Source organism: Blautia sp. An81 (assembly GCF_002161285.1).
GTDB lineage: Bacteria > Bacillota > Clostridia > Lachnospirales > Lachnospiraceae > Blautia > Blautia ornithocaccae.
Genome location: NZ_NFHH01000009.1, coordinates 1 through 23,972, shown reverse-complemented (window position 1 = coordinate 23,972; position 23,972 = coordinate 1). Strand labels below are relative to the sequence as shown.

Below are 23,972 nucleotides of genomic sequence, written 5' to 3'. Positions count from 1 at the left end.
AACGCTCCCCGCGGGAAAAAGCAGCCCCCAATTCAAAAAAATTTACCGTAAGACGCCCTGCAAACATTCTTCCAGTGTAGCGCCGCCCTGGGCGAAGCTGGCCCGGACAGTAAACTTGCCACACTTGAAGCAGTAGGGGTCTTTGATCTGCCGGACAAACTCGGCGATCCGTTCTTCTCTGGATAAGTCTTTATTTACTGACACATGGCGAATATCCGCCAGCGGTTCAGCAGAAATATCCTTCTGTCCTGATAAAGTATATGGTTCCTGCATGGCACACGCTCCTTTCCGTTCTGCAATATAGTGACATCAAAACCACATGAATAAGCCGGACCCATCCATAAGGAAGCAGGCCCGGCTCATGGTATCTGATTTCGATTTTGTTATGCCGTATTTGCCACGCCCCCCGGCAGCCCTGCATCAAGCAGAGCGGGGCTGCCATAGGCTGCGGCCAGCTTTACCGCATCATAGCCCCGCCATTGCCGCCGCTTTGCCAGAGCAAGCGCACAGGGCAGGAACTCCCCTTCAAGTCCGTGAGAGGTTGTGAAAAAGTACCATTGTGATCTGCGTCGTTGTCGCGCCCGGCCTGCCACAGCCAGGTCAATGGGTTGCGTGGATCGCTCGGACAGCCGGTGCATCACCTCCTTAGCTGTCTGTCATTGCGCCGCCCCATTTGCCGCTCGGAACACAGAATGACGTACCTATGGCAACGTATATTCAGTTGTCAAAGAACAGGAGAGGGCGGGCAGTTATGACAATTCACGTCTGCTGTGTGCCGGGGCGTCTGCCACACGGCCACACCCTCCAGGCTTGTCCTGCCGAAAATATGTCCCTCTATTATTCATTTCATTTTCGGGGGCAAAGTTGCCGTCTGTCAGGAAAGTTCTTTCAAAAACTTTTCCAGACTTCGCAAGCCGGCATTGATAGAACGAGTAATTCGGCTCTTATGGATGCCCTCCGCTTTTGCAATATCTGATTTGCTCATGCCAAGAAAATAATGCGCATAAATCCGATTCCGCTGTTTCTCCGGCAAAGAGGCAAGTGCCTGATACAGCTTGGCATTTTCTTCTTTCCGTTCCAAAATATCCGCAGGCGTCAGGACAATTACCAGAGCGTCACGCTCAACATTGGCATCATAGTCCAGCGAAAAATAAGCCTTATGCCGGTATGTACGCAGGAAATGAGCTGCCTCACTCAATTTGTATTCGTAGAGCAAATCGGCAACCTCGTCCGGCACTTCCACGATCATATCTGTTGTATAAAAAGGGTAGTAATCCCTCAAATTGATCTCTTTCATTAGGGTGTCCTCCAATTTCGATTTTTAAGTTGATAGCTGGCAAAATCGAAACCAGAGGGCGGGGAGCGGCAGCCGGGAGTACCATCTGCTACAGAGTAGTCCTCCAGGCTTGTCCTGCTTGTATATAGCAAAAGAGCGCATACCTGTTTGGTTCCAGGTGCGCGCTCAATGGCATATCTTGATGAACATTGGGGGATAAGATAGAAATGTGTCGATACAAAAAGCGCCGCAGCTTTGTAAGCTACGGCACCAGAAGATATTAGGCTATATCGTTGTCGTTTCCTGTAGAAATATCGGACTAACCCAATGTGCATGTTTACCCCCATATCCGGGGGAGAACAAGCGGATTAGAATATTATTTGTTGATTTCCCCCTGTTTATGGGGACATTATACAGAGACACTTCCTCATTCTATCGACATTTCATCATCATGTTGTCCTAAAGTTCCCCTAAATTTGTCTTTTGATTTTCGGCATTGAATTTATATCCAACGCCTCGAACACAGACAATATAGTTGCGGGTATCAGAGGAAACTTGAAGTTTATGACGGACACGGCTCATTAAATTATGGATTGTCTTTGCTGTAATATCGATATATTCCTCACCCCATATCTGACAGGCAAGGGTCTCAAAGGTCAATATCCGGTTTCTGTTTGATATAAGTAGGTACAGAGCATCAAATTCTTTTACCGTCAATTCGATCTCCATATCACCAACACAGACCTTGCGCAATTCCAGACAAAAGTACAGTTCGCCTTCTCGAATCTCCGTTAAAGGCTTGTCTATATATCCGGGAGCTTTGGAATTAGAAGTGGCACATGGATGCTTAACAGCAGAAACGGGCTGTTCCAGACTATGACAAATATATTTTAATAATTCCTGCCGCTGTCTGTCATTAAGCAGGGTCAACAGCTTTTCCGCGATCTGTTGACCATTTTCAGACAAATCCAATACTGCTAATTTCCCATGTCACCACCTCCTTCAAATTTGTTATTTTATAAGTTCGTCGGCTCTGCGTCTGTGCGTCTGGCTCTATGATGATTTTACGTTTTTTCTATTATTACAGCTTTTCGTATCTTTTTTACATTTCTGTTCATCAGATGCCGCCCCAGATTTCGATATGCAAATGCTTTGATAAATGACATTTCTTGTTGATGTTCTTTCAGCAAGTCGTCTGGGCAGTCATATACACCAAAATCCTGATTGATACCCTCGCTTTGGATATAAGTGTTGTTCCTATTAAAATCAATAACAGGTTGATGAAAATTCTTTACAGCAACACCATAACCACAAAATGCACCACTGCAATCGCTGTGTATTTGTTGTAATTTGGAGAGATATTCCTTGTCTAAAATAAAGGCTTCTAATTCATACCAAGCATCGTCAAAGAATACCTCTACCCAACTGTGCAGCACATTTTTCGGAGCGGATTTATAAACCAATCCCGTCATCGCTCCCTTTTGCAGTTTTTTATCAATCGTAAAGCCATGTATTCTGCAAGGGATATTGCAGGCTCTAAGCAATGCCATAAATAAGGTTCCTTTGGTATTACATTGACCGTAACCATCCGCCAGAACCTTAGACGCAGGGATAGCGTCGTCTATGTTATATCCAAATAAGATTTCATCACGCACAAAGTTATAAACAGCTTTTATGCATCCAAAAGTATCTAATTTTTGCCACGCTCTTGCTTGTATCAGCTTTTGAATATTTGCATTTGAGTAATCAAGCATATTTGTTTCCTGTATGTATCTATCCATTACGCTATATCCTTTCTATCGGCTCTGCGTCTGGCTCTATGATGATATGTAATATTCTAAAACAGCGTCAATAAATATCCGTCAATCAGAGCAATCAACAAATACATGATCAATGCTCTGCTAAATGCTTCAATATGTTTTGTGGGATTTTGATACAACTTCTTTTCTTGAATTTTCGTAAAACGGATTCGCTTTGTGTTTCTCCACCATAAAAGGTCAATGATAAGCAAGTCAAAAAAATTCAATCCCTGTCCGATTACGGTTAGCGCAAGAAAATTGTGCCAATAGTTCTTTTCTCGAATAAGCAATCCCAATGCAAACAGCAGACATAAGAACAGCAGAAAATTTGACACAAACGCTATTATTTTATTGCTCTCCTTAAATTGTCCTTGATACTCTGCAATATCCTTTATGCGGCTCCGTACTTCGTCTGGATAAGACGAATAGCTTTTCAAATTCTTTTCGTCTGTACCTGTTCCAAAATAGCAGAGCAGGGAAAAGATGATACATAAAATTATTGTTTCGATTATTATAATCATGTTCTATATTCCTTCTGTTTTCTATGCTGCGGCTTCATCAGCTCTATTAGCGCTTCCCGACAAACGGGAATTTTATCACTACGAATGTTCAGCCAAATATTTCAAAAATTCTTCTGTTTTTGACCAGTACAAAATCCCCCAATTTTCAAAATCCCATTCTTCCATATAGTCGTTACATTCAAAATCTATATAATATACCACCCCATTCTGTACCACAAAATTCGTAGGAAAATAATCAATATTTGTGTTCGCAGGATAGAGCAGGCGACACATGTCCCGTACCTGTTCTATGTATTCATTTTTCATACAATCAGATTTTACAAGCTCATATATGGTGCTGCCCTCGATATATTTTTTCAAAATCCTTTCATTCTCCACATCAACATCTATCATTTCGGGTATTCTAATACCGATTTTTTTCAATCTGTTATAATCATTTATTTCAGCCTGAATTTTATTACCGAATTGATAATAACTGCATGGTTCGTGATGTATCTGCTTTAAGACATACCGCTGTTTTCCATCGCTTGCCAAATAGGAATATCCACCTTTACCTTTACCCAAAAGTTCGATAATCTCATATTCTTTCTCATTTACGGATAATGTATCAGGCATACTTGTGTCAATCATCTCTACACCTCCAAACTCCAATTATAATGGTTTCATCATCTGTGCGTCTGGCTCTATGATGATATGTTGTTCTTCCCAATTAATGGGAATTTATTTCTTTGTTTTACTTATAAATGAACAACTGATTGCTACAAACAGTCCCAATAAAATCCACGGTAATGCCGCTTCCATAAAATCTACAACCATATTTTTTCTCCTTTCAAACTTTGATTTGTTTCGATTATTACAATCATATTGTGTACTCCTGTTACGATCAAAAGCTGTTCTTCCCAACAAACGGGAAGTTATCATAGTGCTTCAAAACCGCATTTCATAGAATGTGCAACCTGTGCAAATAAATCTGACAGTTGGTTTGTCTTATCACATTCATTTGAGAGATAGTCAACAATCACTTCTTTGATTTTGGTAATCACTAATGCCGCAGGAGAAAATATTTCCGCTGCTCTGGTCATACTTGTGTCGTTATACTCTTTTCCAAGCGTGGACAAAACCACCGCCGCTTTGTCAAAACCACCGCCAAACTCCATAGTGTCAGCCTCATCAATTCCACGCAGTTTATTTGGTATTGTGGGGACGGTTCCGAAAAACTGCACCATGTTATACAGTATTTTGTCGTAGTCCTCTTTTGACAGTTCATTTTTCCAATTAGGCAAATCCTTGATAAATTTTTCAAAGCCACGATAACCGATAAATCCAACAGGCGGATTTAGGTATAATTCTTTTTTCTGTGCAAATGCTTCTTTTGCTATCTCATATTTGCCCTTATTTGTCTGCATACGAACAGCCCATACAGTGTTTGGTTTGGATAATCCGGGATAGGAACAATCAAATGCAAGCCGCAGTTCCTCGTAAGGTATTGTCTGTATATCAGTCCTGCCACAATCAAGAAAATACAAAATCTGAGCTTCATCGTCATAACCTATTGCCAATTCATAATGAAATGGGATATGTTCTTTATGATATAGCTTTTCAAAATGCGGCAGATAAAACATATCAAGCGCACCTATCATACACGGATAGCCTGCATCAATCTCTGATTTGATTTTTGCAAGAGCCTTTTCAAAGGATTTGTATTCACATACTTTATAATCAAATCCAACAATAGGGGCGAGAAACTCATACATTTTCCGTGTTCTCCCATCACCCAGCGCAACCATGCGTTTGAGTTCCGCTTTTGGCGTTTTCATATAGCAAAACGAACCAAAGCTGCTCAATACAAAGAAAAATTTAGGCGGTAATTTTTCCCCTGTATCGCATATATATAAATCCTCGACTCCATTCCACATACACACATAGTCATCCATACGATGAGTAAGTTCTATGATTTTTTTCACAATGTTTTACCTCCAGTTTTCTATTTATCACGATAAATTCTGATTTGTCGCTTTGCCAATTAATTTGACATTTTCGTTTCAGGTCTTTTAACGACTGTTACCTGTAAATCCTTTGCTTCAATCAAACTTTCCTGCTTGCACTTCGGGCAGTAGAGGGGAAAGTTTTTCAGTTCCGTATCTTCCCGTATCTGCAACCTTGTTTTGTTCCCGCAGACAGGGCAGCGTATCCATTCTGTTTTCTCCATAGAAACCTCCCGCCTTATTTCGTCCTCGACTTTTGTTCCAGTTCCGCACCGTAACGAATAACTATAGCAAGTAAAATCAAACAGATACCAATAGTAATACCGCCTGCATCATCAAATCTGTTCCATTCTGTCAAACCAATTTTCTCATAGATACCATCCATAATCCCCATAGATATGACAGATAAAACAATCTCCATAATTCCAAGCTGCTTTATCCTTTCTGCTCCTGCATTTGTAAAGGGCGTTCCTTCCTTCAGCTCCGCCGTAAAATAGCGATAGGCAAATGCTGTGATAATACCTCCAAACAGCAAAGAGATAGCCGCAGCGGTCAAAGTCCCTACGAGCTGTCCCTTGCTTATTTCAGCCGTGACTGACAGGAAATGAAGGAACTGATTTTCCATGTTTAACACATCTGTCGCCACAAGAGTTGCCCCGATTGATGTCAATACCACTCCCACGACAGCAAATATCAAAATAATTTTTGAGAGTATCTGCAACACCCTCATTCCTTTTTGGATTTTCTCTAAATTGCTCATTCTTTTATTTTCCTTTCCTATTTATCCATACAGCGATTCCGCATAAAGCTACTGCTACTACAAGCAAACCAATACCGATATAAACCATAATCTGTTACCCTCCTTGTTACATGTATTTCTTCAGATAATTTGTTTTCATTTTTAAGATACCCTTCCTTTGCTAAGCAATGTTTCGTTTATCTAAATTCACCACCCCATATCCATCAGCCATCTGTTTACCCTTTCCTCCCGCTGCTTTTCCATACTGTTTCCCGGCTTGCCGAGCTTCAGCTCCCCGCGAATACGGCCATCCAGCAGATACATGATCCGGTCACAGGTACTGGCTACCTTGCTGTCATGGGTCACGATCAGGATAGACATTCCCTCCCGGTTCAGCTTCAGCAGTTCCGCCACCACTTCCTCTGCCGCGCTTTTATTCAGCGCGCCGGTTGGTTCATCGGCAAATAGGATTTCCGGCTCGTTCATGATGCTCCGGCAGATACACGCCCGTTGGAGCTGTCCGCCGGAAACCTGCGTGATCTGACGGCTCCCCAATTCGGAAATGGAAAGCTGCCGCATCCGCCTTTTCGCTTCTGCCATAAGCTCGGACTTTGACTTTCCGCCTTTGCCTTTATTGGCCTGCATCACCGGCAGTAAAATGTTGTCCAGTATGTTCAGATTGGCGATCATGTTCATCTGCTGAAAAATAAAACCCATCTGATGCAGACGCAAATCAGCTTTTGCGTCCTCGGAAAGCCCGGTGATCTCCGTGTCACCCAGCCAGACTTTTCCGCCGGTCGGCTGATCCATGCCCGATACATTGTAGAGCAGCGTAGACTTCCCGGAGCCGGACGGCCCCATGACCGCCAGCATTTCACCCTGTTTCATCTCAAAGGAAACCTGATGCAATATCTTGTCTTTATTCAAATTTTCTACTCGAAGCAGTTTGTCCATTTGCGTTACTCCTTTCCCCTGCAGCACTCATAGGCTTTGATTTGCCCGATTTGCGAGATGCCGGCCCAAACCGCCAAAATCGCTACCCCTAAAATGACAATCGGTATGCCAGCCATCACTTGCCCCCAGTTTATGACAAACCGAAAACTGTCCGCCCCAAAAGACTTCAAAACCATCCCGCACAGACTTTCCCCACACAGGTTGCCTAGGGTAAGCCCCACCACGATGCCTGATACGGCAGGCAGAAGCCCTTTTACAAAATAGGTGCGTTTTATTGTTTCGCTTGTAAATCCCAGGGCTTTACGCAAAGAGATCGCGTAACGCTCCCGCTCCACAATGAGTTTCAGAAACAGCGTCAGCACCACGGCTGTAACCAGCACGGCGATCCCCACTGCTACCCGCGATGCCAGCCGAAGCTGCGCCAATGTCTGCGCATAAGTGTCCCGAACATAGCCCTCAATGTCCGTCACATCTACACCCATCCCACGATACCTTGCCATCCACTGCTGCCTATCCGTCGATTCTTCCAGAGAGGCGTACAGGACGCTCCAAATCACGGGAGCAGTATCAGGCCGATTGTGGATTTTCGCCGTTTTGCCGCCATTCGTAATATCGGAATAAATACCGCAGACGGCGTAGCTTGACTTTTTCCCATTTACATTTAAGTCCAGCGTATCACCGACAGACAGCTTCAATTCTTCCGCGTTCAAAGAGGACAGCGCGATCTCGTTTTCATTCATTGGTAGTGTTCCGGCTGAAAAGCTGACAGGAAAAATACTATGGTCGCCCGCTTCAACCGTCAGATTGACCGTCCCGCCATCCGGCAGAGCCGCCGGATAGGAACAGGTCTGGAGGACTGTGTATTTTCTCACCTGTGGGTCTTTCCCCAGCGCAGCAGCAATTTGAGCGGTCATACTGTCAATGTCTTTGATCTGTCGAATGTCAATACGGATTTCCGCACTGCCAATTCCCATATAGGTTACAAACTTTGGGGAGGAAACCGTGTTATAAAGGTTTTGCGGAACGAGCATCAAAAAGGTACAGGCTGCTGTAACAAATCCAATCAAAAGAACCTTCCCATATCCTTTACCGGCTTTCTGCGCCTGGAACATTGCATCCAGCGCGGATATTTTGTCTGTCTTTTTTAAGGAATGGCGGATAGAGAGAAGAATGATACCCTCGGCCAATAGCGCCGCCAAGAGGGTGGCAAATATTTTTAGGCCTCCTTGATCTGCCGTTCCGTATAGCTCCTGAAGCTGCCTGGCAAGCGGCTTTTGAAGGATAGCCGCCATTCCCAGCCCAATGAACGCGCCACAGAGGGAGAACAAAAGATATTTCGCAAAATAAAGCCGTCTGATTTCCTTCCGCCCGATTCCAAGAGCTTTCAGCATACCAACTTCTTTTCTGTCCCGCTCCATCTGCAAGGACAGGATGAAATGGATACAAAGCATGGAAATCAGCAGCATAATGATACTCATAAGAAAGATCACAAAAATCATTGTTCCATCGGATAGCGCGTTCATCATGCGAACCAGAGGCCGGGTGATGGTCGGACCATTAGCGGGAAGACCGCTGGCGGTATAGGCTGTCTGAAAGACATTCATATCAACCCCATCCCGCAGCAGAAATTCAATCAGATATTCTTCCTCACCCTGGTCGCGCAGCAGCGCATAATCTGCCGCACTGACAAGAAAGCGTTTTGACGAAGCCATCATGGAGTTCATCTGCGCGTCCCGGATAAATCCCGCAACCGTAAGCGTCTGGCCTTCAATCGTCATGGTACTTCCTGCCGCCAAGCCATATCGGTCACGGTAGCAGATGGGGACATAGACCTCTCCCGGCAAAACCTCCGGACATGTGCCATCCATGCCCAGCAGAAAGTCGAACCGTTTTCCCTGCACACAAAGCCCATTATCCTGGGCGCTGTCGATCAGGCTTTGACCGTCCAGTGCGACATTGCTGTTATCCAGATTCAAGAAGTGGCATATTTGCCAATCCTGTACTTCTTCACGACTTTCAGAAAAACGAGTAAGCGCCGCATCATCTACGGCTCCGGTGTGCATCTGTATGAAGTCGGGGACAATGGCACTGTCCATCAAAGTGCTGATGGCTCCCAACAGATTACTGCAAAGAAGCACCGTCAACGCCAGCAGCGCAGCAGAAATCGCCATAAAGAAAACCGTAGCAGCAGACATCAGCTTATTTTGTTTGACATCATTCCAAATTAGTTTCTTTAACATGGCAAATTCCTTTCCAATGCTTTGACGCTTTTCATGGAACCCAGCAGCAGAGCCGTCAGGCCGAGCAACCCGCCCGCCACCATGACGATGCTGGCAGCGCCCCGTCCCACGCTGATGTGAAACTGCGCCGCCGCCCCGTCCGCCGCTGTGCCTGCCAACGCATAGGCCACCACATACCCGATCTGCGATAGGAAACCGATCACACCCCAGGCCCGTCCTTGCAGTTCGTCCGGGATGTTGATCCTGACCAGATAATCCAGGCAGTTGTTGGCAAACGGCAAAGTGGCAAAGAACAGAAAACCAAACAGGCACATCAGGTAAATATTTTCCCGGATTCCAAACCCAATCATGCCGATCCCGGCCAGAAGCAAGGACACACTCAAGATTTTAACATATTCCCGCTTAATACCTTTCGCACCTAAAAACAGGCTGGATACCAGCATCCCACAGGCACAGACAGTTTCCCCAACGCCAAGTGTGGCGCTGTCCGCAAAATCCAGAATCATAGGCTGGGCTAGGGTTTGGAATGTTCCCATAAAACAGGTCATAACCGCGGAAACCGCAATCAAAACGGAAATGCCCCGATTACCCGCTATCGCACTCCAGCCCTGACGCAGACTTTCTCCAAAGGAAGGCTTATTCTCGACGGTTTTTCTGGCGATCTCTTTCCGAATCACTGCCGCACCGATCACGGTAGGGAAAAAAGTGCAAATGTCAATCACCAGCAGCAGCTTAATGTCGCTGACCGCCAGCAGCCCGCCGGCCAGGATAGGGGAGATCAAATACCTTGCGCTCCCGGCAATGCTCACCATGCCGCTGGCTTTGGAATATTCCTCACTGGTCAGGAGGTCCGTCACAGTTGCCCGATAGGACGGTTCCAGCAGGGCGGAGAATGTAGAGCTGATGAAAACACCGACACATATCTGCCAGAGAGCCGCTTCGCCATTCATCATGCACAGCAGTATGTAAAGGATGCCAAACGCCGAGCAACCGTCACCTACCATCATGAGTAAACGCCTGTCGTGACGGTCTGCCAATACGCCAGCCGGGACACTGAGCAGCAGAGTGGGCAGGAAAGCCAGCAGCGTAACCAGCGCCATACTCCCGGCGCTTCCCGTCTGCTGAAACACATATACGCCCAGCCCGAAGCTGGTCAGTCCTCCGCCAATGGCCGAAATGAACTCGCCTGCCCATAACAGCAAAAATTTTGAAAAATTGCTTTTCTTATATTTCATCCTCTCAATCCTCCATAGATTATAGACCGTCTGCCTGTCAGTGTAAGGGCTGAAAATAAAGGAACCATCCTGTTCCTCTATTTTCGTTATTCTTTTTGGCCGTTTTGAAATATAGGGAGAATAGCAGCCTGCATACTTCCCCGTTCCATCCCCAACAACCGTTCCAGATTATAAATAAAGGCCGCAACCTTTTGTTGACGCTCGGTCTCGCTATGCTGCACCAAGGCATCGAATACCGTGTTGGAATACAACAGCGTCATTTCTGCCACCTCTGCCGGATAGTCTGTATGGCAGATTCCCTGTGCAATTCCTTCTTCAATCAGGCTGGTGATGAGAGGGTTGATCCCGACCAGCAACCCGTCCTGCATTTTCTGGTGGAGCAACGCATTTTGCGGTTTATGAACCTGCTCCATAACTTCCTGACCGAGATTTCCATCTACATTTAAGGCCATCATCATCATAGTCAGCCGCTGCAATACAGGTATGCCTTTTTGATTGAAAATGTCCGTCGCCTTTTTTATGAGCTGTCTCGACATCCTCTCAATCATGGCATCCAGAATATCTTCTTTTGACTTGAAATGATAGTATAGTGTTCCTCTGGCAATGCCAATCTCATTCAATATGTCATTTGTACTGGTGTTATCGAAGCCCTTTGTTCCAAATAACCGTTCCGCTACATCCAGAATTTCATTTTTGCGTTCTTCTGCTTCTTTTACAATTCGCATTTTATCCCACCATTCCCGCCAAATACTTACCGACATTCTGTCGGTAAGTATTCTACCATAATTCAAGTAAAAAAGCAAGCAGAATATTCCTGATAACTACTGGCAAGCAATGCAATCTTCCGTAAGATTGCGTATTTTAGAGGATTTCCCGTTGCCGTGAAACCCTCTAAAATGCTTGTTGGTGACATGTCCCCAAACCCCTGAGATCGCCACCTGCGGTGACGGCTGCGCGTTCCTTCGGAACGCTGAAAACCCAAAGCAACATAAAACTATTGTCGGGATTTTTGCTTGTCTTTCTGCTGCTCCTGGGAAGCAGGAATGTCCAGCAGATAGTCTACATTGGCCTTGATATTGTGAAGCTCCTTCATATCAGACCGGGCCTGCTTATAGGCGGCATAGGCTTTCCGTTTCTGTTCCAGCAGACCGGCGTATTCCTCCCGGAGCGATTTGACGGAGGGCAGTTTCGTGATTCCTATGCTGTCAAAATATTTCTTCGCCGCCTGGTGTAATAGAATATCCGCCTCATGCTCTGCCCGGAACTTTTTACTATAACCGGCCTTGCGGTAATCTATATAAACCGCCCGCGTTTTTGCATAGTTGACGATCTGTTTCTGCAATTCTCCGTTAGCGGTCATCTGCGATTCCAGTTCCTTGATCTGTGCTGACAGTGCATTAAAGCTGACGGTAGCCGCCGCAGCTTTTTCCTGCAAATCTTCATAACTCATATCCCCGTGCTCTTTCAGGTAGATCACTGCCTGGGAGAGCTGTTTTAAGTTAAACACCTTCGCCCAGCGTTCATAGCCCGGCCCCTTTCCGGCCCGGACCGCTGCCTCAATATCCACCAAAAGCCCAACCTTCGGAGCTGCCTTTGGTGAGAAAGTACGGCGGGGCTTTACCGTGCGGGTGCCTTCGATCCGTTCCCGTATGGCCTGCTCGGTATAGTCGCCTTTCAGCGTATTGCACCGGGTATAGTTTTTCTGCCCCGGCACCCGGAGCCGGAGGTTCCTGCGTTCCCGGTTGACTTCGATTCCGGCAGCCTCCAGCTTTTTCAGAAATTCCTCAAAGTCTTTCGGCCTTTCTTCCAGAGCTGCGTTGATTGCCCGGCGTAGCTGCTCCTGAAAAGAGGGCTGTTTTTCGTTTCCCAGCCATGTGCCATAGTGGTCCCTGCTGGGTTTTGGATTTTCCACGATAGACAGACCGTGCTCCAGACACAGCTTGTCATTCATGCGCCGGATCGCCCAGGTAGAGCCCCAGAAGTTGCGGAATTTCCGGGTACAGTCAAGGGCAGTGGAATTGATGATGATGTGATCATGAACATGGTGCTTATCCACATGGGTACACACCACAAAAGCATGATTGCCCTTTGTCAGTTTCAGTGCGAGCTCCCGCCCGATCTGGTTCGCTTCTTCCGGCGTGACCTCGCCGGGCTTGAAGGCTTGCCGGAGGTGGTAGGCGATCACATCATCTGCGCCCCGGTCCCGTCCGGTCAGATTCAAATACTGCCGCTTGGAAAGAAGGAACTCCGCATCCGCAATCCGGGTATCACACGCATAGCCATAAATGAATTTTCCAAAATCCGTTTTCTGCGGATTCTCCACATAGTCAATGATGTCCGCAATGGCCGTAGACACATCCCGTCCTTTTCCCACATGCAGAGGCATTAGTCTTGTGGTCGCTATCAGGATCACCCCCTTGTCAAAATGAAAGAGCTGCCCGGAAGGACAGCCCTTAGTATGTATTCATTATAGCGCCGGTGTATCTTTTTGCTTTGGCGCCCGCCCGCCGCATTTCCATAGCGCCATCGGGTGATGTTCAATACGCGGGAGAATATCAGCGTCGTCAAACAAAAGACCCGGCTGATATTTTCCCTCCGCAAAAGCCTGCCAGAAGGACAGCTCCGTATCTTCCGGTTTTAGAATCGCGGCTAAATAATCCTTTACCTGTTTCTGCGCGGAGGCCAGGTCAAAGCGTTCTCCACGGCGCAGCACCGGTGTAAGGTCCGTCCTGATTTTCCGTGCGGATATGCTGCCGATACCATCGAGGTCAAAGTGTTCCGGCACGGTTTCCGAAGCAATCGCCGCGTAGAACATAATACACTTTCTGAAAAGCGGTTCCTGCGTCTCGTCAAACAATCCATACTTTTGCATATTGAACATATCATATAAATCCCGCGGCGCCGCCCGGTTTAAGAGGGCAACCGTCTTTGCGGAGAAGATTTCCAGAGGATCAACGCTTAATACTGTAAGCTTCTGATCGTTCCATGGCAAATAAACCGGTCTGCGGGAAACAGGCAGCGTATGACAGCGGAGCATATAGTTGATCTCTATTTTCAGGTTGTCTTTCATTCCTCCGGCATTCACATACTCGTACACGAAGGAATCCAGCGCGTGGTATTGCTTTGATTTCAAACTCAGCGTATAGCCGGAAGCCGCCATGTATTTTTGTATGTGTTCATTGATCTGCGCCCGCTCCACCAGCATGGGTTCCCTTGATACATCCTTTGAGAAATCGAGGTCTATATCAACCGACAGGCGGGGCAGATCAAAAATCGTCAAATTGATTGCCGTGCCACCTTTCAGGGCGAGGCTGTCCGCAAGCAGCCCATCGCTTTCCATAAAAGAAAGAACGTCCGCGAGGCGGCAGACCTTCTCAAAGGTGTCACGGACAAAGCCGAGTTCTTTGGCCTGCCTGCCAAGCGTAATACGGTCAAAGCGCATCATAATCAGTTACCCCCTTATTTATGATTGTTTTCAAATCTTTTGGAGCAAACAGTTTCCATCTGTTATGAAGAACAAAATCGCCCTGCTTTTCAAAGAGATAGGTTTTACTGGCAGAAGACCGTTTTTCACATTCCGCAAAAAACGGTTCCGGTAAAGACAGTTCCTCTTTCCATGCTTCAAGAATATATCCGGCCTTTTGATATAGCTGCGCCCGGCCATACAGTTCCAGCGCGTCAAGCAGTTTGTTGTAATCAAGCGAAGGAATCAGGAGAATGCAGCGCAGCAATTCTTCCAGGCCTCCGATCTTTTCAAAATCCGCTATACTGTCTATCACGGTCCGCTCTAAAGAAGTCACGCGGATGCCGGTGTCTGTTTTTATGATGTCCGCATTTCCCCGGCAGACCATCGGACAGTAATTTACGCTGTCATAAGAGAACGGGCGGACGCGCTTTTGGGTGGTGAAATACACATCATAAAAAACCTGGTTCGCATATCCGTAGTATTCAAAGGCGCTGTGGTGGGACACACAGGCATCGTCTGTCACGCGGGAAGCTATCTGGTAGCGGTTCGGGATCGCCTGTCCGGTTTCCATGCTGATGACCGCATATAGATTGCGGCGCACACGCTCGATATATCCTTTTTGCAGATAACTCTTTATCTGCCATACAGCGGAGCTTTCTGATCCGGCGAGCTGCACCATATCATCATGTGTAAAACAGCGCAAAGCGGCAAGCTCTTTGTATAGTTCCATTGCACAGCCTCCTTTTTTGTTTTTATTATAACGCAAAGCAAGAGAAATTACAATGGTTTTGAGCAGATTTAGAAATAATCGTTTTTTGAACCGCACAAAACAATAGGGAAAGTATCTGTTTTGTGCGAATTTGAAAATTCTTTACCGTTCCGGCTCTTTCCGTTTTGTTGGTGTATGTAAGGCTGCCGTCTGCTCTGTATTCTGTTTCATACTTTCGCGGATCGAGACTTTTTTCCCATGTTTCTTTGTATAATCGAGCCGGGCCTGTGTAAGAAAGAGATCGACAAGTCCGGGGTGGCTGCGGTCCACCACAAAGTAAACATTCCGGTCCTGGCCGAAGCCGTCCGGGTTCTCATAGACCGGAATGGTTTTCGCCCAGGCTTTATTATCACGGGAAATACGCCCATCCCAATCTTTTTGCCGGACCGTGTTGGCAAGAACATAAAACATCCGGTCATAGCCGAACTCTTCCAAAACCTGATGTACTGCCTCCGTGCCGAGGTGGTTATCCCGGTAGTGATCGGCAATGGCCTGTTCGATTGCCTCCTTACAGGCGATATTTGCCTTATAGGAAGCGCGGTATTGTTCCAGCTCTCCATGCTCACGCGCATAGGAAGCCGGATAGATATATAGTTGTGTTGTGTCTTTCATGTGATCCCTCCAAATAGAAAAAGCTGCCTTGTGAGACAGCCCCGAATAGTGAAAAAGAGGGCGGGACACTGAAAATGCCCCGCCCATAAGTTTATCCAAATACAAAATCCCTGAGTGCGTGGTTTGCGCCGCCGATCATCCCGACCAGCCAGGCCGCCGCCATTGGCAGACCGTAGGGGCTTATCAGAAACGCGATCACCAGCCATGCAAGCCCGGCCCACATTCCGGCAGTAAAGAACAGCACCAGCGACGCCAGAAATACAATGCCTGATAAAATCCCCAGCACCGCGCCGGACGCAATCACCAGGAACTTGCACACCAGATAAAGAAGCCCCGTAACCAGGACAAAGGGAAACGCCAACAGTTTGAATATCAGACGCATAGGTCAAGCCTCCTTCCACGGGAAAATATCATATCCCTCTGCCAAAATTCTACCGTGCCGGTTCCCGAAAAGCAACGGCTATTTTCTCCGTTTATGAAATGTTTGCAAATCCCCGGAGCAGCTTATCCATGCCATTCCACAGGTCATCCAGCCGGGTACGCAGATCTTCCACATCCGCAGCATAAACGCTGCCGGTCTCATTGGCACGCCGGGTGTACTGGTTCAGGTTGTTGGAGCAGATACGAAGGAGGCGTATCATTTCCTGAATGTCGCTCATATCCAGGTGAATGATATAACCGTCCACCGCCATCTTGCGAAGATAAGCGGAAAGGTTGGTGATCCCCATCTCCGCCATGTGTTCTTTTACCAGCTCTGCCTCTTGCTCGGACATGACGAATTCCACCCGGACAGATTTTTTGCTGCGCCCGCCCTTCATCGTTCCGGCCCCTTGTTCGGGGAAGGCGGCTTCGGGGAAGCTGCAGCGGCTGTCCGCGCTTCTTTGAGCCTGCCGCGCATGGACGCCTTTTTTAATTTTTCCATGTATTCCTGAACATTGCCCGGCTTTGCATGGTAATCCCGTTTCAGTCGTTCCCGGCGCAGGATCACCGCCAGCTCCCGCTCGCTTTCCGGCGCGTACTGTATGGATTTTGGGGTGCCATGCTCCGGCATAAGTTCATTGATCTGCCGTCTCCGTGACTGGTACGGCAAAGTAAACTGTACGCCGTCCTCGAATGTCACCGTTACCCGGTCAATGGGACAGGACAACGATTTCACCCGCTCCACATGGGAAGGGTAATCCAGAGGGTAGATGGTGCCGGTCACTTTTCCATCCTGCAAACCATCCAATGTAAGGGCATAAGCTAAAATCGGGTCATTCGCCTGCTCATGGTAGAACATCCACACTTTATTTTCGTTGCTATCCTGTAAATACACCTCCCGCTCGCTCAAACAATAGGTGCCGCAGGGCCGGGACATCCACAGGAGATTGCACTTCTCCGGCTGCATATTTCTGGCAAGGTTTTGGATCAGTTCTTTATCCATGTCAAAATCTTCTTTATAATGCTGTGTATGCAGTTCTACGACTTGGCCCAGAAAGTCCAGCACGTCAACACCTTCAAATTTTGTCCCCATACTCAAAGTCCCCTTTCCGGGACAGGCGGTGTGATCTGCCTCGCCTCATGCTCCGGGCGCTCGGATTTCAGGCGGTCCAGGACAGAGGGCTTTTCTTCCGGCAAGGTTTCCGGTGCAAGCTCCCGGATTTCCTCATGGGTCTGGCCGTCTGTCAGGTCCGGTTTTACCGGGGGCTCGTTGTTCAGCCTGCCGTCCAGCATATTATAATTGCCGGTCTGTCCTTCCTCGTAAAGCTCCGCGTTCCGTAGATAGCTTTCGGGCGGCTGGAAGGGCTGCCCGGCGAACAGGATTTCCCGCTGTGCTTCAAACTGCCGGAGAACGCCGTTTTTCAGCCGGGCAAACTCCGCATACTGATCCGATGTAAGCCCGCGCTCCAGCATTTCCGCCTGAGAATGGGCCCAGCCCTCACCGTAGAGGAAATAATACATATCCGCCCGGTCTGTGACAAAACATAGGGAACCGTCGCCGTTATCGTAATAGGAGGTAAGCCCGTCCTGATAGTGATAGCGTTCCTCACGGCCCAGATAGACCCGGTTGTCTGCCGCAAGCATGGCGACCATGCCGGCATAATTGCTGTGTACCGCGGAACGGATTTCCACCAAAGGGTCCGGCTCTTTAGAAAGCTGCCTGCCGGGAATCTCATTCAGTTTTTCCACCGCCGCGTTTCGGGGCGTCTGTTCCTCATGGGCGCGGGCAGCTCTGTCCGGCTGTGTTCCGTCCCTTCGGACAGCACCCGGTTCCTTTTCCTTTACAAAATAGTGGACGTTGGCAGTCGTGCGGCTGTTACATTCCTTCGCGTAAGCCTCGGCTGCCTCCTGGGAAGCAAATTCAAGGGGCTTGTCGTCCTCCTTGCACCAGCTTTCCGCCCGTCCAAAAATTGAAGCGGCGCTGCGCACCGCCCATACACCGTAAGTCTTTTCTTTTTCCATCGGCACCTCCTGTTATCGTTCCTGCTGCTTTTCCGGTTTTAGCCGGGCAGACGGTTCCGCTGTTTTCGTTTCTTTAAGCCGCTGCCGGAGGGAGGGCTTGCGTTCCGGCTCCGTATCTGTGATATTGACGTACTCGCCGATGATACAAAGCGCCTCGCCATAGCTGCCGGAAGCAAATACCCGGTCCTTCATTTCCTTTGCCTGGTCTGTAAGCCCATGCTCCCGCAAAGTGCGGGCAGCGATCCCCACCAGATTAAAAATATTGCCATCCTGCCCGATCAGCGCACAGTCCGGCTTTTCCGGCTCCGGCGCCGGTTCCCCGATAAACCCGCCCAGGCGGTTGGGAACAAAATCAGAGAGCCATGTGCCGCCGAAAGTATCATGGGTCTGTAAACGCCACACGGCAAGTTTTCCAATCTCCAGGTCCACACCCTCAAAGGGATAGAGCAGACAGGTAAGGCCGTCATACTCAAAAGCGGAAATATCCTGGAACTTCGCGCCGTTTTTCAGAATACCGGCCTCGGTGAACATTTCATTGATCCCGTCAAGCCATTCCTGCAGCTCGCCGCCGCAGCCCTGCAAGATCAGGCCGTCTTTTCCCTCCATACGGCGAAGGTCCACTGTTTCAATATGGTTGATACTCAAAAAATCGCCTCCTATCGTTGTTGTTGGTTTTCTTTCCTGTGCCGAACGACTTTGCCCTCCGGCGTTTTTCTTAGCTGCTGCCGGAGGGAGGGCTTTTGTTCCTCTTTCTGTAAATCCGTAAGGATCGCAGATAAGGGCTGTTCCCACCGGCTCCCGAAACCCCGTACCATCGTTCCGGCCAGTGCGCCGTTTTCCCTGAACATTTTCAGTGTGTCAAAAGCCCGGTCAAAAAGAGAAATGTTTCCGGAATCTACACATGGGGCAAAGTGGATCACCCCTTTGGGATAGTTCCTGCCAGTCCCGATCCAGCCCCGTACAAAGCTATCAAAATCCTTTATGATACCAGCAGCCGCCAGTTCTTCCGCATGGCTGCCTGGAAGTCCCTTCGTTTTTCCAAACTGTTTTCCCAGGACCAGCACACCGGTCTTTGGATTGAACAGAAAGCGCCGGTTGTCGATCTGCTGCATGTCAATGGCCTGCGTCCCGGTATCGATCCGCATGATCTCCGGCACAATCGGTATTTTTTCTATAGGCATCCCTCCAAACTGTCATAAAAATAGAGCGCCAAAAAGCGCCCTTTGTCCGCAACTTAGCCCCATTTCAGAGGCCGGGAGTATTCTAATATAGGTGCCCCGTAAACAGGGCCTTAAAACCCTTGAAAACACTGGCCTGATTGAGCTAAGTTGCGGACACATCACCCCCTGTTTTGCCGCCTGCGCCGTTTCCGATCCCGCTCGGATTTCCGTCTGGCAAAGGTCCGGCAATAATCGGAGCAATACACCTGGCTTGTGACCGGAAGGTAAGCCTTTCCGCAGACCGGGCATATCTTCTGCCTGAGAGAAGTATCTTCACCGGTCAGGGCAGATTCCAGCTTTGGCTCCGTAGGCAGCACCGCCGCCCGGAAATAACGGCAGAACGCGCCGGTCCACCATTTATTCAGCATGAAACAGGGACAGTCCAGGGGGAGGCAGAGCTTATCCTGGCAGTCATAATTGGCGCACAAATTCGTCACCAGCCTTCGGATCGCCGCCCGCTCGGATCGTGTCAGTTCTCTTTCCGGCAGGGCGCTCATTTGCGCCCGCCTTTCTTCGCCGGAAATTCCAGCTTGAAATTCACATACTTGCCGCCCGTATCATCCAGCACCACAACCGCGTCATAGGTCCGGCCTGTTTTTTCACTGTAAAGCCCGGACATGGAAACGCGGCCCTCTTTCAGAAGGGCCGCCGCAACGATTTTTGTCAGGGTTTTCTTCTTGCCGGTAAAGAATTTATTGTCTTTCCAGAGGGCAAAGGAGCAGTCCTGATTTTCACAGAAAAATCCCTTTTTGCCCTCATACACAGTGCCGCCGCAGCGGGGACAGGTGCCGACAGCCTCGCGCCGGGTTCCTTTTGCATCGGGGAACAGGCCGGCAAACCGTTCCTCCGGTGCGGTATGTTCTTTGACAAGCGCCCGGCTCATATCGGCGATTCCTTCCATGAAAGCCTCCGCGCTGATCTCGCCGCGCTCCACCTGTTTTAGTCTGGATTCCCATTCCGCGGTAAGCAGCGGGGATTTGATATTATCCGGCAGGACCGTAATCAGGTTGGTTCCCTTTTCCGTGGGAATGAGCTGTTTCTTCTTTCTCTGCACAAAGCCGGTTGCTACCAGCTTTTCCAGTGTGGCGGCACGGGTAGCCGGGGTGCCTAAGCCTTTGCGCTCTGCATCCTCCGGCGCGTCTGCCGCGCCTGCCGTTTCCATAGCTGCCAACAGGGAATCCTCCGTATAGTGCTTTGGCGGGGAGGTCTTGCCTTCCCGGACGCCTGCTGCCACCGGTTCAAAGGTCTGGCCCTGGGTAAGCTCCGGCAAGGCCGCGTCTGCGGGGTCCGCCTTTTCCGGTTCCGCGTGTTTCAGCCCCATGCGGTAGAGCCGTTCAATTTCCTTCCAACCTGCCTGCAAGACGGTCTTTCCTTTCGCTGTGAAGGGATGGCCCGCACAATCCAGTACCGCCGTGACCGCCTCAAAGCGGTGCGTCTGGCCGGTGGCGCAAAGGAGCCTCATGGCGATCAGCGTCAGAACATCCCGCTCCCCGGAAGGCAGGACAGACAGGTCCGTCCGGGCGATCTCCACGGTGGGAATAATGGCGTGGTGGTCGGTGACTTTACTGCCGTCCGTCACCCGGTCAATATCCGGTTCGCCCAGGCAGCCTTTCCCGAAAGGCATGTTGTCCCGCAGCCACAGGATCAGGGAGGTAGCGGTTGCCTGCATATCCTCGGTCAAATACTGGCTGTCGGTACGGGGATAGGTCGCCAGCTTTTTCTCATAGAGGGATTGCAGGTAGTCAAGGGTCTGCTGGGCGGTGTAGCCGTAGATACGGTTACATTCCCGCTGCAAGGTCGTCAGATCATAGAGGCGGGGAGGCTGTACGTTCTTTGTCTGTTTTTCCACTGAAAGGACAGAAGCCGTCTGCCTGTCACATTCCCTGCGGACCGCCTCTGCCGCCTGTTTCTCCGTTAGCTTATCACCGGAAGCAGTAAAACCGCCGCAAGTGATCTCCGGGACATAGAAGGGCCTGCTGGTAAATCCCTGAATCTCTGCCTCACGCTGCACCAAAAGCGCCAGCGTTGGGGACATGACGCGCCCGACATTCAGGGTGACACCGTACAGGACAGAAAACAGCCTGGTCGCGTTGATCCCAACCAGCCAGTCCGCACCGGCCCGGCAGACCGCGGCATCATAGAGGCGGTCATAATCCTTACCGGGGCGCAGGTGTTCAAATCCGTCCCGGATCGCCGCGTCCTCCATACTGGAAATCCAGAGGCGTTCCATCGGTTTTCTGCATCCGGCGTACTCATAGACCAGACGGAAGATCAGCTCACCCTCGCGTCCGGCGTCAGTGGCGCACACCACGGAATCCACCCGTTTGTCCTTCATCAGCCGACACAGGAGGTCAAGCTGTTTCTTCTTGTCCTTCGGCACCTCATATTTCCATTCGTCCGGCAGAATCGGCAGATCACCATAGCGCCATCTGGCATACTGTTCCCCGTAGGCTTCAGGCTGTGCCAGCTCCAGAAGGTGGCCGACGCACCAACTCACCAGGTAGCCGCCTCCTTCCAGATAGCCGTCCTTCTTCTCATTTGCGCCCAATACCGCCGCCAACGCCATAGCGACAGAGGGCTTTTCTGCAATCACTAATTTCACTTGTCATCCTCCATTTCTTTGAAATACAAAAGGCAGCCAGATAGCTGCCCTTATAAACTCGGTTCCTGTTTTGCCGCTGTTTTTGCCTTCGGTGCTTTTTCTGCCTGTTCTTTTACCTGCACCTTATTTTCTGCCAGCCGTTCCAGGAGCCCCTTTTCCTGTTTCCGGCCAAGAGTTTTTGCCGTCCGGTCATAATACTGCACCTTATCGGAAAGAAGGTCAGCCGGAGCGACCTGTGTCGCATTAACTTCCATAACCATGTTTTCCAGTTCCTTTGCCTGCATATCGCCATTATCCGGTACGATCAGCACCTCATGTATAGACGAGGGGAGAACATAGAAATTCTTTCCAAGCAGCTCACCGATTTTATCCAGAACCCCGTCCCGCGCGAGAATCCCGGAACCGTTTACTTTACTGGCATTTGTCAAAACATACATTGGCATAGTAGCTGCATCCAATGGTTCTGTGCGCTCAAACAGATTTTCCGGTTTTGACGAGAACATGATTTCGTCCATCATATCTTCCATACTGTAAAAACAGACAGGGCTTCTTGCCGTTTCTGCCGCAACCGCGTCCTGATGAAGCTGCTCTTTAGTAACACCCCACAATTCCATCATACGATCTGTAACAACAGCAGAGGCAACACCCTCTTTGCTCTCTATGACCTGAATCCGGTAGACCGCCGCCAACTCTCCGCACGGGGTAAACGGTTTATCTTTCAAATACTCCCGGTTTTGTTCGGGGTCGCATAGACGGATAGCAAGCATGGGCTTTACTTGTCCGTAATCCATTAAGTCCGATACTTCAAAGGGAATCCTGGTATCTTGCTCCGTCCTGATCTGTACGATTTCCCGTATGATTTCATCCATTGGCCGCCCCTGCGCAAGCTGCTTGGCATAGGGTTCCAAATAGATTGTCGGGACAGTAATTTCTCCGTCGTTTCGGATCATAAGGCCGGTAAGCCTCCGGTCATTTCCTTTTGTCACTTCTTCCAGAGTGATATGAGCCTCCTGATACTCCGGCGGTAAATACTCCCGGATATGGTTTTTGATATATTCCGCAATTTCAGTATTCATCCATTATTCCTCCGTTCCAAATTTTCGTAACCTTCATCCGCCATTTTTCCTGCCTGCATCAGACAGAGCAGCACAACGCCGGCTACTGTACCGGCTGTAAATGCAAGAAAATGTGTTATCATGCTCCACATAAAAACGCCTCCTTTCGGGCAATCGAGTAGGGGGAATTTAGTCCCCCTCTCACACCACCGTACATGCCGTTCGGCATACGGCGGTTCAATATAACTTCAAAGCATGGCGCTCCTTGTAATAGTCAAGACAGCTTATAAGTCCTACTTTTCTTAGTACCTCTTTGGAGATTGCCCTGCCGACACATGTTCTGGTAACCACCCAGTAATAGCGGTCTCCACAATACGCTGTCAGCCTTGCAAGGTCTTTTCCGACCCCCAGTTTCTGCAAGCCCCATTGTCGTTTCTTCGGCACTTTCCACTGTTTCCAGATGATAACTCTAAGTCTTGTTCTTAAATGTGCGTCTATCTCTGTCATCGCTGTTTTCATGGAACCAATGGCATAGTAGTTAATCCATCCTCTTGTCACCTGATTGATTTTCTCAATCTTGCTCGTGACCGTACCCGGCATTTTCCTACTGGTTAGTTCTTTCAGTCTGTCTTTGAATTTCTTCACAGAGTCCTGATGAGGTCTGCACTTCCATTCTTTTGTCTTGCTGTCCTTGTAGAACCCAAAACCAAGATATTTCAGCTTTAACGGTCTTGTGATGTGAGTTTTGTTCATATTGACCTTTAACCCCAGCTTCCTCTGTATCCAGTCTGACACCGTCCGCATCACTCTTTTTGCACTCGATTCGCTTTTGAGCGCTATTACGCAATCATCTGCATATCTTGTGAAACGGAGTCCTCTCGCTTCCAGTTCCTTATCCAGTTCATTCAGCATAATGTTTGACAATAACGGAGACAGATTTCCACCTTATGACGAGATAAACGTTATGTCGAGTTGCCACTGATTTTCCGCGTAAAAACGTGATTTTTGGAAATTTATCTCGGCATAATACCACATTTTGTTATTCTGTAATCATTAA

At 48.7% G+C, this 23,972-nt stretch carries 29 protein-coding genes; all 29 read right to left on the bottom strand.

The features are described from left to right. Nucleotides 1-42: 42 nt before the first annotated feature. Nucleotides 43-273 (bottom strand): DUF6870 family protein, encoded by a 231-nt coding sequence (locus B5G33_RS09380; protein ID WP_087417467.1) that lies wholly within the window; start codon nucleotides 271-273, stop codon nucleotides 43-45. Between the two features lie 110 nt (nucleotides 274-383). Further along, on the bottom strand, nucleotides 384-593 hold the full coding sequence (locus tag B5G33_RS21645) for a hypothetical protein (RefSeq protein WP_204247363.1): 210 nt from the start codon (nucleotides 591-593) through the stop codon (nucleotides 384-386). 281 nt (nucleotides 594-874) lie between these two features. Next, nucleotides 875-1,297, bottom strand: coding sequence for a sigma-70 family RNA polymerase sigma factor (locus B5G33_RS09375; RefSeq protein WP_087417466.1), 423 nt, complete (start codon nucleotides 1,295-1,297; stop codon nucleotides 875-877). 438 nt (nucleotides 1,298-1,735) lie between these two features. Continuing rightward, nucleotides 1,736-2,242 carry a winged helix-turn-helix domain-containing protein gene (locus B5G33_RS09370; RefSeq protein ID WP_242974624.1) on the bottom strand — a complete coding sequence of 169 codons (507 nt, stop codon included), beginning with the start codon at nucleotides 2,240-2,242 and terminating at the stop codon, nucleotides 1,736-1,738. Nucleotides 2,243-2,340: 98 nt separating this feature from the next. After that, nucleotides 2,341-3,057 carry a transglutaminase-like domain-containing protein gene (locus B5G33_RS09365; RefSeq protein WP_087417465.1) on the bottom strand — a complete coding sequence of 239 codons (717 nt, stop codon included), beginning with the start codon at nucleotides 3,055-3,057 and terminating at the stop codon, nucleotides 2,341-2,343. 56 nt (nucleotides 3,058-3,113) lie between these two features. After that, entirely contained in the window at nucleotides 3,114-3,596 is a 483-nt protein-coding gene (locus B5G33_RS09360) for an ABC transporter permease (protein WP_204247362.1), read from the bottom strand. 78 nt (nucleotides 3,597-3,674) lie between these two features. Next, nucleotides 3,675-4,226: a serine/threonine-protein kinase gene (locus B5G33_RS09355; RefSeq protein ID WP_330396672.1), complete on the bottom strand. Its 552-nt coding sequence runs from the start codon at nucleotides 4,224-4,226 to the stop codon at nucleotides 3,675-3,677. A 287-nt stretch (nucleotides 4,227-4,513) separates the two neighbouring features. Next, entirely contained in the window at nucleotides 4,514-5,560 is a 1,047-nt protein-coding gene (locus B5G33_RS09350) for a BtrH N-terminal domain-containing protein (protein WP_242974622.1), read from the bottom strand. A gap of 59 nt (nucleotides 5,561-5,619) precedes the next feature. Next, complete coding sequence (locus tag B5G33_RS09345) at nucleotides 5,620-5,805, bottom strand: cysteine-rich KTR domain-containing protein (protein ID WP_087417464.1); 186 nt, start codon at nucleotides 5,803-5,805, stop codon at nucleotides 5,620-5,622. 14 nt (nucleotides 5,806-5,819) lie between these two features. Continuing rightward, on the bottom strand, nucleotides 5,820-6,341 hold the full coding sequence (locus tag B5G33_RS09340) for a hypothetical protein (protein ID WP_087417463.1): 522 nt from the start codon (nucleotides 6,339-6,341) through the stop codon (nucleotides 5,820-5,822). Nucleotides 6,342-6,527: 186 nt separating this feature from the next. Continuing rightward, nucleotides 6,528-7,274 carry an ABC transporter ATP-binding protein gene (locus tag B5G33_RS09335; RefSeq protein ID WP_087417462.1) on the bottom strand — a complete coding sequence of 249 codons (747 nt, stop codon included), beginning with the start codon at nucleotides 7,272-7,274 and terminating at the stop codon, nucleotides 6,528-6,530. A gap of 5 nt (nucleotides 7,275-7,279) precedes the next feature. Further along, nucleotides 7,280-9,514, bottom strand: a complete 2,235-nt coding sequence (locus tag B5G33_RS09330) for an ABC transporter permease (protein WP_087417461.1) — start codon at nucleotides 9,512-9,514, stop codon at nucleotides 7,280-7,282. Further along, nucleotides 9,508-10,749 carry an MFS transporter gene (locus B5G33_RS09325; RefSeq protein ID WP_087417460.1) on the bottom strand — a complete coding sequence of 414 codons (1,242 nt, stop codon included), beginning with the start codon at nucleotides 10,747-10,749 and terminating at the stop codon, nucleotides 9,508-9,510. The genes B5G33_RS09330 and B5G33_RS09325 overlap by 7 nt, the downstream gene beginning before the upstream one ends. An 86-nt stretch (nucleotides 10,750-10,835) precedes the next feature. Beyond that, nucleotides 10,836-11,474, bottom strand: coding sequence for a TetR/AcrR family transcriptional regulator (locus tag B5G33_RS09320; protein ID WP_087417459.1), 639 nt, complete (start codon nucleotides 11,472-11,474; stop codon nucleotides 10,836-10,838). Between the two features lie 269 nt (nucleotides 11,475-11,743). Continuing rightward, on the bottom strand, nucleotides 11,744-13,153 hold the full coding sequence (locus B5G33_RS09315; protein WP_087417544.1) for a relaxase/mobilization nuclease domain-containing protein: 1,410 nt from the start codon (nucleotides 13,151-13,153) through the stop codon (nucleotides 11,744-11,746). Between the two features lie 63 nt (nucleotides 13,154-13,216). After that, nucleotides 13,217-14,194, bottom strand: coding sequence for a nucleotidyl transferase AbiEii/AbiGii toxin family protein (locus B5G33_RS09310; RefSeq protein ID WP_087417458.1), 978 nt, complete (start codon nucleotides 14,192-14,194; stop codon nucleotides 13,217-13,219). Beyond that, complete coding sequence (locus B5G33_RS09305) at nucleotides 14,181-14,945, bottom strand: type IV toxin-antitoxin system AbiEi family antitoxin domain-containing protein (RefSeq protein WP_087417457.1); 765 nt, start codon at nucleotides 14,943-14,945, stop codon at nucleotides 14,181-14,183. Before B5G33_RS09305 ends, B5G33_RS09310 begins: the two co-directional genes overlap by 14 nt. Before the next feature lie 141 nt (nucleotides 14,946-15,086). Next, nucleotides 15,087-15,596 carry a DUF3849 domain-containing protein gene (locus B5G33_RS09300; protein WP_087417456.1) on the bottom strand — a complete coding sequence of 170 codons (510 nt, stop codon included), beginning with the start codon at nucleotides 15,594-15,596 and terminating at the stop codon, nucleotides 15,087-15,089. A gap of 91 nt (nucleotides 15,597-15,687) precedes the next feature. After that, on the bottom strand, nucleotides 15,688-15,978 hold the full coding sequence (locus B5G33_RS09295) for a CD1845 family protein (RefSeq protein ID WP_087417455.1): 291 nt from the start codon (nucleotides 15,976-15,978) through the stop codon (nucleotides 15,688-15,690). Between the two features lie 91 nt (nucleotides 15,979-16,069). After that, complete coding sequence (locus B5G33_RS09290) at nucleotides 16,070-16,414, bottom strand: plasmid mobilization protein (protein ID WP_087417454.1); 345 nt, start codon at nucleotides 16,412-16,414, stop codon at nucleotides 16,070-16,072. Then, a complete protein-coding gene (locus B5G33_RS09285; protein WP_087417453.1) occupies nucleotides 16,411-17,109 on the bottom strand; it encodes a hypothetical protein in 699 nt (232 codons plus the stop codon). Before B5G33_RS09285 ends, B5G33_RS09290 begins: the two co-directional genes overlap by 4 nt. A gap of 2 nt (nucleotides 17,110-17,111) precedes the next feature. Next, nucleotides 17,112-18,038 carry a DUF4316 domain-containing protein gene (locus B5G33_RS09280; protein ID WP_087417452.1) on the bottom strand — a complete coding sequence of 309 codons (927 nt, stop codon included), beginning with the start codon at nucleotides 18,036-18,038 and terminating at the stop codon, nucleotides 17,112-17,114. Nucleotides 18,039-18,050: 12 nt separating this feature from the next. Continuing rightward, a complete protein-coding gene (locus B5G33_RS09275; protein WP_087417451.1) occupies nucleotides 18,051-18,683 on the bottom strand; it encodes a hypothetical protein in 633 nt (210 codons plus the stop codon). An 11-nt stretch (nucleotides 18,684-18,694) separates the two neighbouring features. Next, nucleotides 18,695-19,219, bottom strand: a complete 525-nt coding sequence (locus tag B5G33_RS09270; RefSeq protein WP_087417450.1) for a hypothetical protein — start codon at nucleotides 19,217-19,219, stop codon at nucleotides 18,695-18,697. A 158-nt stretch (nucleotides 19,220-19,377) separates the two neighbouring features. After that, nucleotides 19,378-19,755: a cysteine-rich VLP protein gene (locus tag B5G33_RS09265; RefSeq protein WP_087417449.1), complete on the bottom strand. Its 378-nt coding sequence runs from the start codon at nucleotides 19,753-19,755 to the stop codon at nucleotides 19,378-19,380. Continuing rightward, complete coding sequence (locus B5G33_RS09260) at nucleotides 19,752-21,860, bottom strand: type IA DNA topoisomerase (RefSeq protein WP_087417448.1); 2,109 nt, start codon at nucleotides 21,858-21,860, stop codon at nucleotides 19,752-19,754. Before B5G33_RS09260 ends, B5G33_RS09265 begins: the two co-directional genes overlap by 4 nt. A 50-nt stretch (nucleotides 21,861-21,910) precedes the next feature. Beyond that, nucleotides 21,911-22,936, bottom strand: a complete 1,026-nt coding sequence (locus B5G33_RS09255; protein WP_087417447.1) for a DUF5688 family protein — start codon at nucleotides 22,934-22,936, stop codon at nucleotides 21,911-21,913. Beyond that, nucleotides 22,933-23,067, bottom strand: coding sequence for a DUF3789 domain-containing protein (locus B5G33_RS09250; protein WP_087417446.1), 135 nt, complete (start codon nucleotides 23,065-23,067; stop codon nucleotides 22,933-22,935). Before B5G33_RS09250 ends, B5G33_RS09255 begins: the two co-directional genes overlap by 4 nt. An 85-nt stretch (nucleotides 23,068-23,152) precedes the next feature. Further along, nucleotides 23,153-23,851, bottom strand: a complete 699-nt coding sequence (locus B5G33_RS09245) for a group II intron maturase-specific domain-containing protein (RefSeq protein ID WP_275532801.1) — start codon at nucleotides 23,849-23,851, stop codon at nucleotides 23,153-23,155. Between the last annotated feature and the right edge of the window lie 121 nt (nucleotides 23,852-23,972).